This is a genomic window from Specibacter sp. NPDC078709 (assembly GCF_040686795.1).
Lineage (GTDB): Bacteria > Actinomycetota > Actinomycetes > Actinomycetales > Micrococcaceae > Specibacter.
Genome location: NZ_JBFBLU010000010.1, coordinates 36,213 through 50,080, shown reverse-complemented (window position 1 = coordinate 50,080; position 13,868 = coordinate 36,213). Strand labels below are relative to the sequence as shown.

12 protein-coding genes are annotated in these 13,868 nt (G+C 60.4%); 4 read left to right on the top strand and 8 right to left on the bottom strand.

Going from position 1 to position 13,868, the window contains the following annotated elements; all coding sequences use genetic code 11:
• Positions 1-14: 14 nt before the first annotated feature.
• From AB0P14_RS15975 to dinB, 5 genes are all read right to left on the bottom strand, one after another.
• On the bottom strand, positions 15-692 hold the full coding sequence (locus tag AB0P14_RS15975; RefSeq protein WP_363844435.1) for a hypothetical protein: 678 nt from the start codon (positions 690-692) through the stop codon (positions 15-17).
• Positions 689-1,687: a 16S rRNA (cytosine(1402)-N(4))-methyltransferase RsmH gene (gene rsmH, locus AB0P14_RS15970; protein WP_363844432.1), complete on the bottom strand. Its 999-nt coding sequence runs from the start codon at positions 1,685-1,687 to the stop codon at positions 689-691. The genes AB0P14_RS15975 and rsmH overlap by 4 nt, the downstream gene beginning before the upstream one ends.
• A 285-nt stretch (positions 1,688-1,972) precedes the next feature.
• Entirely contained in the window at positions 1,973-2,404 is a 432-nt protein-coding gene (gene mraZ, locus AB0P14_RS15965) for a division/cell wall cluster transcriptional repressor MraZ (protein ID WP_363844428.1), read from the bottom strand.
• A 575-nt stretch (positions 2,405-2,979) separates the two neighbouring features.
• Positions 2,980-3,357, bottom strand: coding sequence for a DUF3040 domain-containing protein (locus AB0P14_RS15960; RefSeq protein WP_363844425.1), 378 nt, complete (start codon positions 3,355-3,357; stop codon positions 2,980-2,982).
• A gap of 251 nt (positions 3,358-3,608) precedes the next feature.
• Positions 3,609-4,766: a DNA polymerase IV gene (gene dinB, locus AB0P14_RS15955; RefSeq protein WP_363844535.1), complete on the bottom strand. Its 1,158-nt coding sequence runs from the start codon at positions 4,764-4,766 to the stop codon at positions 3,609-3,611.
• A gap of 200 nt (positions 4,767-4,966) precedes the next feature.
• Here dinB and AB0P14_RS15950 point away from each other — a divergent pair, with 200 nt between their 5' ends.
• Entirely contained in the window at positions 4,967-5,527 is a 561-nt protein-coding gene (locus AB0P14_RS15950; protein WP_363844422.1) for a hypothetical protein, read from the top strand.
• 83 nt (positions 5,528-5,610) lie between these two features.
• Positions 5,611-6,714, top strand: coding sequence for a polyprenyl synthetase family protein (locus AB0P14_RS15945; protein ID WP_363844419.1), 1,104 nt, complete (start codon positions 5,611-5,613; stop codon positions 6,712-6,714).
• Between the two features lie 119 nt (positions 6,715-6,833).
• On the opposite strand, the gene AB0P14_RS15940 is transcribed toward AB0P14_RS15945, so the two are convergent.
• The gene (locus tag AB0P14_RS15940; protein WP_363844416.1) at positions 6,834-7,187 is read right to left on the bottom strand and encodes an Rv2175c family DNA-binding protein; all 354 of its coding nucleotides are present in this window, start codon (positions 7,185-7,187) and stop codon (positions 6,834-6,836) included.
• A 162-nt stretch (positions 7,188-7,349) separates the two neighbouring features.
• Between AB0P14_RS15940 and AB0P14_RS15935 the strand changes: the two genes are divergently transcribed.
• Together AB0P14_RS15935 and AB0P14_RS15930 are read left to right on the top strand one after the other, a co-directional pair.
• On the top strand, positions 7,350-8,996 hold the full coding sequence (locus AB0P14_RS15935; RefSeq protein WP_363844414.1) for a LysM peptidoglycan-binding domain-containing protein: 1,647 nt from the start codon (positions 7,350-7,352) through the stop codon (positions 8,994-8,996).
• Positions 8,997-9,118: 122 nt separating this feature from the next.
• On the top strand, positions 9,119-11,266 hold the full coding sequence (locus AB0P14_RS15930; protein WP_363844411.1) for a PASTA domain-containing protein: 2,148 nt from the start codon (positions 9,119-9,121) through the stop codon (positions 11,264-11,266).
• A 130-nt stretch (positions 11,267-11,396) separates the two neighbouring features.
• Here AB0P14_RS15930 and AB0P14_RS15925 read toward each other — a convergent pair whose 3' ends face one another.
• Both AB0P14_RS15925 and AB0P14_RS15920 read right to left on the bottom strand, forming a co-directional pair.
• Positions 11,397-12,794, bottom strand: a complete 1,398-nt coding sequence (locus AB0P14_RS15925) for a class II 3-deoxy-7-phosphoheptulonate synthase (protein ID WP_363844408.1) — start codon at positions 12,792-12,794, stop codon at positions 11,397-11,399.
• A gap of 83 nt (positions 12,795-12,877) precedes the next feature.
• A complete protein-coding gene (locus AB0P14_RS15920) occupies positions 12,878-13,786 on the bottom strand; it encodes a lysophospholipid acyltransferase family protein (protein WP_363844405.1) in 909 nt (302 codons plus the stop codon).
• Positions 13,787-13,868 lie beyond the last annotated feature (82 nt).

The following is a 13,868-nucleotide window of genomic DNA, read 5'->3' as shown; positions in this document are numbered from 1 at the left end:
CCATCATAGAAAAGTTAGCTGTCCTTTTGTGCCGGGGCTGGAATCGTGCCGCCATTAAGGTCCGGGGCAACTACCACCGGCGGGACAGTTGCCGCCTCTTTAGCCTGATCCGCGGTCTTATCTGAGGCCGCGCCAGCCTGGTCCTTGGCTGCGCTAACTTCGGCTGCGGGGCTCAACGGAACCTCCGACGCGGGCTGGGACCGAGGCTTGTCGATGACCGCGGGCGCAATATTTACCAATCCCTTGGTATCAGCTGTGGCCGGGAGCGGCGAACCACTCACGGCCTTGGTGCGAACATCAATCTGTCCCGTTGTACCTGCCGGGACCATGCCCAGGGCTGCGGCTCGTGCTGCCAGCTCCTGAGGCGCCTGATGCGCAGCGATTTCCTGCTCCATGGTCTGGTTTGCCTTGATCAGCTCTGACTGCTGATTCTTCAGGCCCACCAACTCATACTGGCCCTTGGAGACGGAAATGCTCATGACCAAAACGACTGCCATGGCGGCCATAATCATCAGCGCCAAGGTGACGGCCAACGGTGAGCGTCCACGTCGCGGCGTTGAAACCACCAGCGACAATGATGCCCGTGACTTCTTGACTTTGGGTGCCGGAGGCGGCGCGGGCAAAGGCCCAGTCAGCACACGGGCGGTACTGCCCAGTGTGACAGGGATGGTCCGTGATGCGCTCGGGCTCATGCGGCACTCCTGACTCTGATCTTTTCCACGGCCCGCAAGCGTGCTGATGCAGCCCGCGGATTCTCTGCAATTTCCTGCTCAGTTGGTATTTCTGTGCCCTTTGTGAGGCGCTTCAAGGTGGCTTTGTGCTCTTCAAGTTCCACCGGGAATCCTGCGGGGGCCGAGGAACGTGAACCGGCAGCAAAGACAGCCTTGACGATCTTGTCTTCCAGCGAGTGGTAGGACATGACCACGGCCCGGCCATGGAGGGCAAGCGCGTCGACAGCAGCAGGAATGGCTTTTTCCAAAACGCTGAGTTCCTCGTTGACTTCAATACGTAACGCCTGGAAGGTGCGCTTGGCGGGATGCCCGCCAGTCTTGGCCGCTCCAGAGGGAACCACGTTGCGAATGATATCCACCAGTTCCCCGGTTCGGGTCAGAGGTGCCTTGTCACGAGCGGCGACGATGTGATTGGCAATGCGCCCGGCGAATTTCTCTTCGCCCCACTTGCGGATGATACGTACCAGCTCTTCCTCGGAGTAGCTGTTCAGGACATCGGCTGCGGTCTGGCCGCGGCTTGTGTCCATGCGCATATCCAAGGGAGCATCGAAGGAGTAGGCGAACCCGCGGTCCCGTTCGTCGAGTTGCAGGGATGAGACGCCAAGATCCATCAAGATCCCGTCAATGCTGGGTACTCCCAAATCTTCTAGCACCTCGCTGATTTGGTCATAGACGGCATGGACCAGATCGGTTCGGCCCTGGAAGGGGGCCAGCCGTTCCCCGGCCAAACCCAGTGCTTCGGTGTCACGGTCGATGCCAATCAGATGCAAATCTGGGTAGCGCTGCAACATTGCTTCACTGTGGCCGCCCATGCCCAAGGTGGCATCAATGACCACGGGGGTGCGCCCTGCGGCCCGGGCTACTTCGAAGGCCGGGGCTAGGAGGTTGATGCAACGATCTTTTAGTACAGGAGTGTGACGTTCGGACGTAGGTGGCGTGGGGGTTTCCGACGTCATCACGACTCCGTTTCTTTTTCGGTCATAACCGGCGGAGAACTGTTGTTCCCCCTGGCGTTGCAAACTGGCGATTCAAACATGTCACTGCTGGTGTAGCTCTGGTTTAGCCAACACCTGTGCGTCGTTGCACGGTGCCGACCCAAGACCTAGACGGTCTTAAACCAGATCCCCCTCCGCGCCAAGCCCCGTCCCGCCTGGCTCCGGGGAAGGTGAGCCAGGTTTGACGGTCTTGCTGGGCGGCTGGAGATCTCATTCAAGACCACCGTTGCTGCGGTATTACTGGTGCTAGCTGATGCCGGGAATACCCAACTCGTCTGTAGCCGAGAAGGCTGTTTCCTTGGCGGCCAAGTAGTCGTTCCAGGACTGTGCGTCCCAGATCTCCGCCCGGCTGCCGGCACCGATGACAACGAGTTCTTTTTCCAACCCTGCGTATGAACGCAAGGTAGCTGGAATAGTGACTCGTCCTTGCTTATCCGGAACCTCATCGGAGGCCCCTGATAGAAAGATTCGAATGTAGTCACGGGCCGCCATATTGGACAGTGGCGCATCCTGCATCTGTGTCAGCACTTTTTCAAATTCACGAGCACTAAATACATAGATGCAGTTTTCCTGCCCCTTGGTCAGGACCAGTCCGCTGGATAATTCCTCCCGGAATTTTGCGGGAAGGATGATCCGTCCCTTCTCATCAAGGCGCGGTGAGTGTGTTCCGAGAAACAACCCGTCACCGCCTTCATTGTTGAGAGCTTTTGACTAACTTAGCCCCATTCCCCTCTTACGTGCTCCACATTACTCCACAATCCTCCACCGTCAACTTCATTTTCCTAGATTTCATCTCCGTGTCGCCACCAAATTCCGCACCATTGCAAGGATCTTCCGGAGCCTCACGCCGTGGAGGGAAAAATCAACAATGTCGCCGAGTGGGGGCACCCAGGCACCACAGCACGGCATTTTGGCGTGTTTCTGGGGCTCGAGAGGGCACTCTGGGCTCCTGTGGAGGAAAAGGGAGTGCTTGCGTGGATGGAAGTGGAGACTGCGCCGCCCGGGCAAATGTGGCGAAGGCAACTGGCTCGTTAAGCTGTTTGGCCACTCAGCGGCAGCCGCGACAGCGGCGACTCATAAGCGAGCCCAGAGGAGGTCCACTGCGGAGGTTCAGAGATCAAAAAAGACGGCGTTCGTGGGGTAGCACAGTGACTAGTCACTGAGCTACCCCACGAACGCCGTCTTTGCTTCGTAGCCGTCTTTGCTTCGTAGCTGACGACTTGGCGGTTATCCGATTCTGACGCGGCGCGGCATCACTGCTCGCGGCGTCGTTCGTCCCACTTCTCTTCCAGATTGTTCATGAAGCCGCTCTTTTGCTTGGCGGCTGACTGAGCCCCAGGCTTGCCCGGGGATTCGCTGGCAGCACCAAACTTTGATTTGGTCAGGGAGACGTAAACACCTGCTCCCATGAGGAGAAACCCGAGAATACCCACCACGATCAGATGCGTTGCGACGCCAGCCAGCAGCACTAGCAGTCCGGCAATCATCACCAGAACTCCGATGACAATGTTTCGCGTTGACATTGAGCGCGTGGGTGAGCTCGACAAGGCATGTGCAAATTTGGGATCTTCAGCATGCAGCTGCTGCTCTAATTGATCCAGCAGTCTCTGCTCGTGCTCGGAGAGGGGCATGACGACCTCCTTCAGGTCAGGGCCGTGGCGTTTGTCTCGTTAACGTCTTAACAGCGTTATTGGTTCCCGCTGGTTCAGTGTCGCGTCGGTAATCGCTGCGTCCCTGGCACGGCTGGAGTGCCAACAATGTTGAAGTCATCAAAGAGTCAACTCCTACTACTACTAACAATAGGCGTGTTCTTGCCGAACTGAAACCCAGTGTGACATTGCTGTGACTCAGTAGTTGGCCGGCCCCGCGCAGCCACCGCATACTACGCGGAATCTCGGGGCTTGAGGAGCCTAGCGGGGCCAATTTTGGCGTTTCCAAAACGTGCCGCAATGGCATCGCCCACCACTTCGGCGTTGCGCGAATTCCCGTCCCGAGGATCGAGTTCCAATTGCAGCGGAACCTCATCGAGCGCTTCTAACTTTTCCATGCGCACCCCGATCAGTCGCACGGCCTGCCCCCTGGGACCCAGCCCCTGCAACAGTGCCACGGCGGCAGCGTAAATGGCGGCTGAGCTATCAGTGGCCGTCCCCAGAGTCCGGGAGCGGCTGACAGCGGAGAAGTCTGCATATTTTAGTTTCAGCGCCACGGTCCGCCCACTCAGCTCCGATTGCCGCAGCCTTGCAGCGACCCGGTGCGAGAGCCGCAACAACTCACGGGTGAGAATGACGTCGTCGTGCGTGTCATGAGCAAAAGTCTCTTCGGCCCCAATGCTCTTCTCCTGATGCTCGGGGGTGACGGGCCTGGGGTCAATCCCCCAAGCGAGAGCATGCAGATTGGCGCCGCTACTGCCCAACGCCCGTTGCAGCGCGGAGACCGGCGTAGCGGCAAGATCGGCCACGGTGAAGATGCCCAGCCGGGCCAATGTCTCGCGGGTCTTGGCCCCGACACCCCAGAGCGCCTCCACGGGCAGAGTATGTAAATACTCCACCGTGCGGTTCTTTTCGATCAGCAGCATCCCGTTAGGCTTGCAGCGAGTAGAGGCCACTTTGGCAACAAATTTGCTGGCCGCGATGCCTACGGAGGCGGTGATGCCCAGTTCGGCGGCAATGCGGGCCCGAATCAGGGCACCGATCTCCAACGGGGTCCCCAATCGACGTAGCGAACCGCTGATGTCCAGGAACGCCTCATCGACGCTGAGCTGTTCCACCGTGGCCGTAATGGAGTGGAAGATCTCCATGATTTGACCAGAGACTTGCTGGTAGAGCTGATGTTGAGGAGCAATGACGACGGCGTTCGGGCACATCCGTTGGGCCGTCACCATGGGCATGGCCGAGCGGACGCCGCGGGCGCGTGCTTCGTAGGAAGCTGACAACACCACCGATCGCCCCTCAGGGTGGCCCACTATGACCATCTTGCCCTTGAGCTCGGGCCGTGTACGCAGTTCCACTAAAACAAAGAAGGCATCCATGTCTACATGCATGATGGTGCAGCCGTCCTGGACGGGGACGGGCGGATCCGCTGGCTGCTCGGGTTGATTCACCCTTCTAGTCTAGTGATCCGGGTTTAGGCTGCGACCATCTGCGAGTGAGCTGCGCAACACGGGCCGGTACGCCTTCGCTCAACATGGGTAAACTGGTCAAGATGTCACCGCACCGGCACCGGCAGCTAAGGAAAACAGTCATGAATCCCACCCCGCTTCGGGCACTGCCCTCCCGCCGCAGGCAGCTTGTAGCAGCCGCAACAGTCTCTGCCGCCTTGTTCTTGGGTGCGTGCTCAAGCCCGGCTGGCCAGGATGTTCCGCCCACCACAGCCTCCACTTCAGCGCCCGCTCCTTCAGCGACGGACTCATCGGCTTCTGCGGCTGCCTCTGCCTCTGGCACGCCCGCCCCCTCGGCGGAAACAGCTGTCAAGGAGTTGGTGGCCGGCTTCCCCACCCAGGTACTTCCTTTGCCCAAGGGGGCTGCCATTCAGGCCTCGAGCCTTGAAAAGGGAGCAACTGTTTCCGTAGCCCAAGTGACAGCAACCACTACGGAAACACCGGCACAGATCCTGGAGTTCTACACCACCTCGCTAACAGCTCAGGGATTCAAGGCCCAGCCTGGCGATGCCGTGGACGGTGTCCCTCTGAAAACCTACGTTAGGGCCGATGGCCAGGAAATCGTCACCGTTTCGGTGGTGGTCACCTCCGGTACATCCACCTTCACCGCTGGAGCCACGCTGCTGCCGGGGTCATTGAAGTAAGCTCTCGGCCCCTCAATCAGGCCCTCCCAGCAACCCATCGCCGCCCATGGCTGGCAACCACCACAGCAAGGAATCTTGAAAGCATGAACCAAAAGCCTGGCCTGCCCCTGATCTCTCCCGCAGGCGAGCATGACGCCTACATTGGGGCGGTGGCAGCGCAGCTCAATAGTTTTCTGGCGGAGAAGCACCAGCTTTTGGCACAAATTTCCCCGGCGACGTTGGTCCTTGTTGACTCCATCAAGACCTTGGTCACCGGTGGCAAGCGCATGCGTGCGCTGCTGTGTTACTGGGGTTGGCGCGGAGCCGGAGGGGCTCCTGATGCCGAGGCCATCGTTCAGGCGGGCGCGGCCCTGGAATTATTCCAGGCCGCTGCCTTGATCCATGACGACATCATTGATCGTTCAGATACTCGCCGCGGCGGTCCCAGCGTGCACAAACAATTCAGCACCTTGCACACCGATAGCGCCTGGTCCTTGGACGAGGAGCGGTTTGGTCATGCCGCTGCCATTCTCACGGGCGATCTGTGCTTGTCGCTCAGTGAAGAAATGTTTTCGCGCATCGGCGCCGGAGCCACCAGCCGGGCGCGTGAGGTTTTCAACCTCATGCGCACCGAGGTGATGGCCGGGCAGTACCTTGACATTCTCGAAGAAGTTGCCGGCCCGTCAGAACCTCATGAAACGGCCGTGGCCAGGGCTTCAGCCATCATTCGCTTTAAGAGCGCCAAGTATTCCTCAGAACACCCCCTGGTGATGGGCGGTGCCCTGGCCGGGGCCGACGAGGCCATGTTGAAGGGTTACAGTGCTTTCGCGTTGCCTTTAGGAGAGGCTTTCCAGCTACGCGACGACGTCCTGGGCGTGTTTGGGGATCCGGCCAAGACGGGCAAGCCTGCCGGCGACGATCTACGCGAAGGCAAGCGCACAGTTTTGGTTGGCCTAACCATTGACGCTACCTCAGCGCAGGATCGTGACTTTGTAGACCAGAATTTGGGCCGCCAGGATTTGAGCGAAGCAGAGGTGGCCCGGATGTGCGCCATCATGGTTGAATCCGGGGCATTGGAAAACACCGAGGCCATGATTTCCGGGCTGAGCCAAGAGGCGTTCACTGCTCTGGCGGAACTTCCCGTCGAAGCTGCGGTACGCGAAGCATTGCTAACCCTAGGCCAGAGCGCCGTTTCCAGAACGTCCTGAGCCGGGCTGATGTCGCCGCTCCAGCGGATGTAATACAGTGCCGCTCCCGCGGATGTAATACAGTGCCAGCTGCACTCACGCTGCTTCTTGCCGAAGCAAGGCAGCAGCGTGAGTGAGTATTACCAGCCGAGTGCGGCGGCGCGCCGGCGGATTTCTGTTTTCCGGCCTGCGTGCAAGGCGTCAATCGGACGCCCGGGCAGGGATTCGTCTGCCGTGAACAGCCAAGTGATGGCTTCCTCATCTTCAAAACCTGCATCTTGAAGCACAGAGATAGTGCCTCGCAAGCTTTCCAAGATGTGATCCTCAACGATGAACGCTGCGGGAACCGCGCGGATATTGCGCTCTCCCACACGTGCGGCCAGCAAGGATCCGTCCTTGACGAGGGCGTGGACTTTGGTTACCGAAACATTTAGTTTTTCGGCAACATCGGGCAGGGGCAGCCATTCACTGACTACAGATTCAAGATTACTCACTCACAAAGGTTCCCACATTTTGGCATCTTGCGTATGAATATTGTGCTTGAATCCACATTCGAGCTCCCTTTGTACCGCCCTTTGGTGTAAATTCTCATTAGTCACACTAGTAACATCAACACCACTAGTACCGTCAGCAACGGAAACCCGAGGTCCGCACCCATGACTCCCCCACGCCCGTCTGCCACTTCCGGCAAACAGCTTGCAGCAGTTGCCACAGCAGCCATCCCCGTTGTAATGCTCTCGTCCCTGGCTATGGCGGTTCCTGCGACCGCTGCCCCCGTCCAAACCGGGGCGCAGCCACACGGGAATCACGGAGCACTAAACTCGGCAGATGTTCTGGCAGCAATTCAGGCTCGCTCTGCCCAAGCTCAGAGCAAGGCTCAGAGCATCTCTGCCACCGTAGTGGCCAGCTCTGTACCAACGGCGGTGACCGCCAAGTTCCAGAACGCGGGGGCCCACAGCGCACAGGCGCGGGCGACTCAGAACCAGCCAACGGTTCGCTACACCGTACGTTCCGGGGACACCGTTTCTGCGATCGCAGCCAATCACGGCGTCAGCACGGCCTCGGTGCTGACCTTGAACAAGCTTTCGGCATCCTCCATCATTCACCCCGGACAGGTCTTGGTGGTCTCCGGCGCCAACGACGCTGCGGCGAACGCGAGCACAACCACCAAAACGGCTACGGGTACTAGTTCCAGCAGCTACACCGTCAAGTCCGGTGACACGCTCAGCGCAATCGCGAGCAAACACAACATCAGCCTCAGCTCGATCTTCTCCCTCAACGGACTCAACGGCAGCTCCATCATCTACCCCGGCCAGAAAATCAAGGTGGGCGGAACAGCCGCGGCTGCCGCGCCGTCGAGCACGGCTACCACACCGGCCGCAAGTACACCGGCTAGCTCGACCAGCTCCAGCAGCTACACCGTCAAGTCCGGTGACACGCTCAGCGCAATCGCGAGCAAACACAACATCAGCCTCAGCTCGATCTTCTCCCTCAACGGACTCAACGGCAGCTCCATCATCTACCCCGGCCAGAAGATCAAGGTGGGCGGAACAGCCGCGGCCGCCGCCCCGTCGAGCACGGCTACCGCGCCGGCCGCACAGGCAGCCACGTCCGGGAAGTACACCATCAAGTCCGGTGACACGCTCAGCGCAATCGCCGCCAAGCACGGGGTCAGCGTCTCTGCTCTGGTTGCTGCCAATGGCATCAGCGCCAGTGCCGTCATCTACCCCGGCAAGGTCCTTTCAATCCCCGGCTTGAAAGCCAGTTCAAGTTCCATCACGCCCATCACCCCGGCCCCCGGCCTGACCCCGGACCAGGAAGTGCCCAGCACCTTCCTGCACTACACCTACCCTGCCGCAGTGGTTGCCGACGCCAACAAGAACAAGGCCGCCCTGCTCGCAGCCCCCTCACCCACTCGGGAACAGATGAAGCAGATCGTCTCCAGCACGGCATCCCAGATGGGTGTTGACCCGGCGTTGGCCTTGGCCTTCGCCCAGCAGGAATCCAGCTTCAACCACCAGTCGGTCTCCCCCGCAAATGCCATCGGCACCATGCAGGTAATTCCCGACGCCGGCGATTGGGCATCCGGGCTGGTAGGACGCAAGCTGAACCTGCTGGACCCCTACGACAATGTGACAGCTGGTGTGGCCATCATTCGGGCCCTGCTGCGCGGCGCCGCCAACGAGGATCTGGCCATTGCCGGCTACTACCAGGGGCAGTACTCGGTCAGCGTGAATGGGATGTTCGCTGACACGGTGAACTACGTTGCCGGCATCAAGGCGAAGCGGGCAACATTCCGCTAGCACCAAAGTTCGCTAGCACCATAGCTACGGTGGCATAGCCACAGAGTACGCTCTCAACGAAAAGGGGCCCCAGCACAGTGTTGCTGGCGGCCCCTTTCGTTTTGTGCTTCTAAACTACAAGTGTGCACGATGGATCTACCGACCCCCGCGTCGGGCAAACGATTGATGGACGCTACCTGGTCTTGTCCCAGGTGGCGCACGGTGGCATGTCCACTGTGTACTTGGCCAAGGACTTGCGGCTGCACCGTAATATTGCGCTGAAGATCCTGCACCCGCATCTAGGCGCCGATCAGGCGTTCATTGCTAGGTTGAGCCGGGAAGCCCAAAGCGCCGCCAGCCTCTCGCACCCGCACGTGGTGCAGATTCATGATCACGGCGTGGGCCCCGAACACGCCTACCTGGTATTTGAGTTTATTGACGGCTACACGCTTCGGGATGTCATCAACAAGCAAGGTGCGTTGAGCCCCCGACAAGCACTGGACTTGCTGGATCCGATTGTGGAAGGTCTCGCCGCCGCGCACAGCGCCGGTCTAATCCACCGCGACGTCAAACCCGAGAATGTCCTCATCTCCCATCAAGGCTGGGTCAAGATTGGCGATTTTGGGCTGTCGCGAGCGGTCACCAACTCCACCAACACCGGCACTCTCTTCGGTACGGTGGGCTATATTGCCCCTGAGCTGGCTCGCGGCGAGGGCGGTGATGCCCGCAGTGACATCTACTCCGCCGGCGTGATGCTGTACGAGCTACTGACCGGCCACCAGCCCTTCCGTGCCGACATGCCGGTAGCTGTGGTCATGTCGCACCTCCAGGAGCCCATGCCGGCCCCGTCCGCCGAGATTCCCGGGCTGCCCCCCGTCATGGATGAGCTAGTGCGTTACATGACCGAAAAGGACCCGGACCACCGGCCAGCCAATGGCGCTGTGTTGCTGGAGGATCTGCGCCACATTCGCCAAGACCTAACTCCTGCCGAGCTCGATTTCGGGGCCGCTGCGACACGGCAAGACTCGACACGCCAAGAGCAGCCCCAGCCTGCCGATGCTCACCTGACCGAAGCCCTGGGGCAGGCCGACACCACCGTGCTGGCCACCCCGCGTTTCCCCACCTCTGTGCTACCCCGCTCTCCCCAGCTCTATACCGAAGACCCGCATCTTGAACAGTATGCTGTGGCTGCCGCTGCCACCACGTACGACGCCGGACAGGCACCCACCGCTGCCCTCGGCGGCCATGCTCTCACCTCCACAGTTGAGGAAAGCTCCGCAACTACCGAGTCCGGGCAGCCCAACCTTTCCAAACGGCAGGCTGCCGCGGCAGCGAAGACTCAGGCCAAGGCTAAGGCGAAGGCCGCCGCCACCCCCCAGAAGACTCTCGGTTCACGGCATCCCCGCCGCCGGGCCGTGCTTTGGGTACTTCTGGTGCTGCTGCTGGGTGTTATAGCCGCCGGCGCTGGCTGGTTCTTGGCCTTGGGGCCAGGTGCGTTGGCAACTGTTCCTGAAGTGGGCAATAAAAGTGTTGAGCAGGCCTTGAACCTGTTGCACGCAGAAGGCTTTGACTTGACCTCCACCAGTGCCGTCCATGACGAGAAAGTTGCTGCCGGATTTGTTGTGGCTACTGACCCCACAGCTGGCAGCTCACTCCGCAAGTTCAACACTGTCACTGTTCACGTCTCCGCGGGTCCGGTACTCTATCCGGTCCCTAAGATCACCGGAGTGGCACAGGACAGCGCCACGAAGACACTAACGGACGCGCATCTCGCCGTAGGAACAGTCACAGAGGCGTTCGATGAAAAGGTGGCTGCCGGGGTGGTCCTGCAACAGGATCCCGCGGCTGGGAAAGAGTTCCGTGCCAACACCAAAGTGAATCTGGTGGTGTCCAAGGGTCCGAAACCGATCCCCGTCCCGGCCGTGACGGGCAAAACCCAGGCCGACGCCGAGGCAGCACTCACTGCGGTGGGGCTTGTTGCGGTGATCGCCCCGGAACAGGTCAACAGCCGCACCATCCCGGCCGGATCGGTGGTCACGGCCTCGCCGGACTCAGGCACGCTCACCGCTGGCGGCAAGGTCACGCTTACCCTTTCCAAGGGTCCGAAGATGGTCAGTGTGCCAGATTTGGTGGGCAAACAGGTCGGTGTCGCAACCAGTGAGCTCGAGGCGCTCGGTTTCACGGTCAAGGTGGAGAATCTGCTGGGCGGGTTCTTCGGCACCGTACGCTTCCAAGACCCACAGGGTGGCGAAGCGCCGGAGGGCAGCACCGTGACGCTGCGAGTCATCTAAGCCCACATCTTCGCGTCCCACCGCCCGCGAAAGGCGAGGTGAGGAGATTCGCGGAAGGCGGACTCTTAACGACAACGGCGGCCCGCCCCTTCGTACTGAAGGTGCAGGCCGCCGTCGTATGTGGCAGCTACTACTTGGACTGGCGCAGTCCCTCGGAGACGAGGAAGGCCATTTCCAGTGACTGCTTGTGATTCAGGCGGGGATCACAGACTGACTCGTAGCCGGTCAGGAATGCTTCCTGGTCGATGGGATCGGCGCCACCGAGGCACTCGGCCACGTCGTCACCTGTCATCTCCACGTGCAGACCACCGGGGATGGTGCCCTGGGCTTGGTGGACCTCGAAGAAGCCGCGAACCTCGTCAATGACGTCGTCGAAGTTGCGGGTCTTGTAGCCGTTGGGTGAGGTGACAGTGTTGCCGTGCATGGGGTCGGTGACCCATAGGACCTGAGCGCCGGACGCGGTGACCTTCTCGACGAGGCTCGGCAGCTTTTCACGGATGTTCTTTGCACCCATGCGGGTGATGAACGTCAGGCGACCGGGCTCGCGGTTGGGGTCGAGCTTCTCAATGAGGCGCAGAGCGTCGTCGCCGGTGGTGGTCGGGCCGAGCTTGACGCCGATCGGGTTGCGGACGCGGGAGAGGAAGTCGACGTGTGCCTGGTCCAGATCGCGTGTGCGCTCACCGATCCACAAGAAGTGGGCGGAGGTGTCGTACGGCAAGCCGGTGCGTGAATCGATGCGGGTCAATGCGCGCTCGTAATCCAGCAGCAGGGCTTCGTGGCTTGCGAAGAACTCCACGGTCTTCAAGGCCTCGAAGTCGGCACCGCAGGAGGCCATGAACTTGATGGCGCTGTCGATTTCCTTGGCCAGTGCCTCGTAGCGGCTGTGCGCCGGGTTGGAGGTGAAGCCGCGGTTCCACTCGTGGACGCTGCGCAGATCAGCAAAGCCGCCCTGCGTGAAGGCGCGAATCAAGTTCAACGTCGATGCTGAGGTGTGGTAAGCCTTGAGCATGCGGGCGGGATCGTGCTGGCGGGACTCCGGAGTGAACTCGAATCCGTTGACGATGTCTCCACGGTATGCCGGGAGGGTCACGCCGTCGCGCGTTTCATCATTGGAGGAGCGTGGCTTGGCGAACTGGCCAGCCATGCGCCCCATCTTGATGACGGGCAGCTGGGCGCCATAGGTCAGCACCACTGCCATCTGAAGAATGGTCTTGACGCGCGAGCTGATCTTGTCGGCCGTGGCGGCTTCGAAGGTCTCGGCGCAATCTCCGCCCTGCAGCAAGAAGGCCTGGCCCTGCGAAGCCTGAGCCAGGCGTGAGCGCAGCACATCCACTTCACCAGCAAAAACCAGCGGAGGAAGGACTGAAAGTTCCTTGACCGTGGGGGCAAAGGACGGGGACTCGGACCATGTGGGCTGCTGCGCGATCGGCAGGGAGCGCCAGTCATCGAGGCCGGGGTATACGGCGGCACCGGGTACGGGAAGTCCGGCAGCGGGTGCGTTAGATGTGTTCAAAGTTAGATCAGTCACCTCTAAAGCCTAGCCCCCAAAAGCAGCACCTGCTAACCAGTCCGTTCCATGAGATGCCGGGGCCGGTTGACGGGTGAACAGAATTAGGGGGTGGAGGTGCCAGCGTCTGGAGTGGCGTCCGTGCCAGCGTCCGGCATGGTGCCCTGACCCGGTTCAACGGTGGCGGCTTCAGCAGGGGTTTCAACAGCAGCTTCGGCAGTAGCTTTTTTTGTCCCGATCACCGTCACAGTGCCCGGAGCAATGGTGTCTTGAGGCTCGATCCTGACAGCAGCGACCTTGGCGTCCTTAGCAGCGGCCGGCTTGGCAGATTTGTCGGCCGCCAATTTGTCCTTGATGGTTGAAGCATAGGAGTCCACGTATTCCTGACCGGAGAGCCGCATGAGCTCGTACATGATCTCGTCCGTGACGGAGCGCTGCACAAAGCGGTCATCGGCCATGCCCTGGTAGCGACTGAAGTCCATGGGTTCACCGAAGATGACCCCGAGCCGACGGATGCTGGGAATGCGTCGACCAATGGGCTGGACCTTGTCGGTGCCAATCATGGCTACGGGGATCACGGGGACGTTGGCCGTCAACACCAGTTTGGCTACGCCCACCTTGCCGCGGTACAGGCGACCATCGGGGCTGCGGGTACCTTCGGGATAGATCCCCAGCAGCCCACCACCATTGAGTACTTCCACACCGGTTTGCAAGGAGTTGGCCGACGCGGCGCCGCCAGAACGGTCCATGGGCAACTGATTGGTGAGCTTAAAGAAGGCGGCCGTGAGGCGGCCCTTGATGCCACGTCCCGTGAAGTAATCGCTCTTGGCCAAGAACACCACGGGCCGGGGAACCATGAGCGGCATGAAGATTGAATCTGAAAAGGAAAGGTGGTTGCTGGCCAACACGGCCGGACCGTCAAGAGGCAGATTGTCCAAGCCCTTGGTCCAGGGACGGAACAGCACCTTCAATACCGGGCCTAAAAATATCTTCTTCAGTACCCAATAAATCACGGTGGCATTCCTCCTCTTGCGCGCCCGGTCCTCTGGTAACCGAGATCAGCGGTACCCCCGCTGTCGACGTATCAACAGTAGT

Excerpts from the sequence above, each read along its gene's own strand:
- AB0P14_RS15935 (WP_363844414.1), top strand. The coding sequence starts at position 7,350 with ATGACTCCCCCACGCCCGTCTGCCACTTCCGGCAAACAGCTTGCAGCA.
- dinB (WP_363844535.1), bottom strand. The coding sequence starts at position 4,766 with ATGCATGTAGACATGGATGCCTTCTTTGTTTTAGTGGAACTGCGTACA.
- AB0P14_RS15960 (WP_363844425.1), bottom strand. The coding sequence starts at position 3,357 with ATGCCCCTCTCCGAGCACGAGCAGAGACTGCTGGATCAATTAGAGCAG.
- rsmH (WP_363844432.1), bottom strand. The coding sequence starts at position 1,687 with ATGACGTCGGAAACCCCCACGCCACCTACGTCCGAACGTCACACTCCT.
- AB0P14_RS15950 (WP_363844422.1), top strand. The coding sequence starts at position 4,967 with ATGAATCCCACCCCGCTTCGGGCACTGCCCTCCCGCCGCAGGCAGCTT.
- AB0P14_RS15975 (WP_363844435.1), bottom strand. The coding sequence starts at position 692 with ATGAGCCCGAGCGCATCACGGACCATCCCTGTCACACTGGGCAGTACC.
- AB0P14_RS15945 (WP_363844419.1), top strand. The coding sequence starts at position 5,611 with ATGAACCAAAAGCCTGGCCTGCCCCTGATCTCTCCCGCAGGCGAGCAT.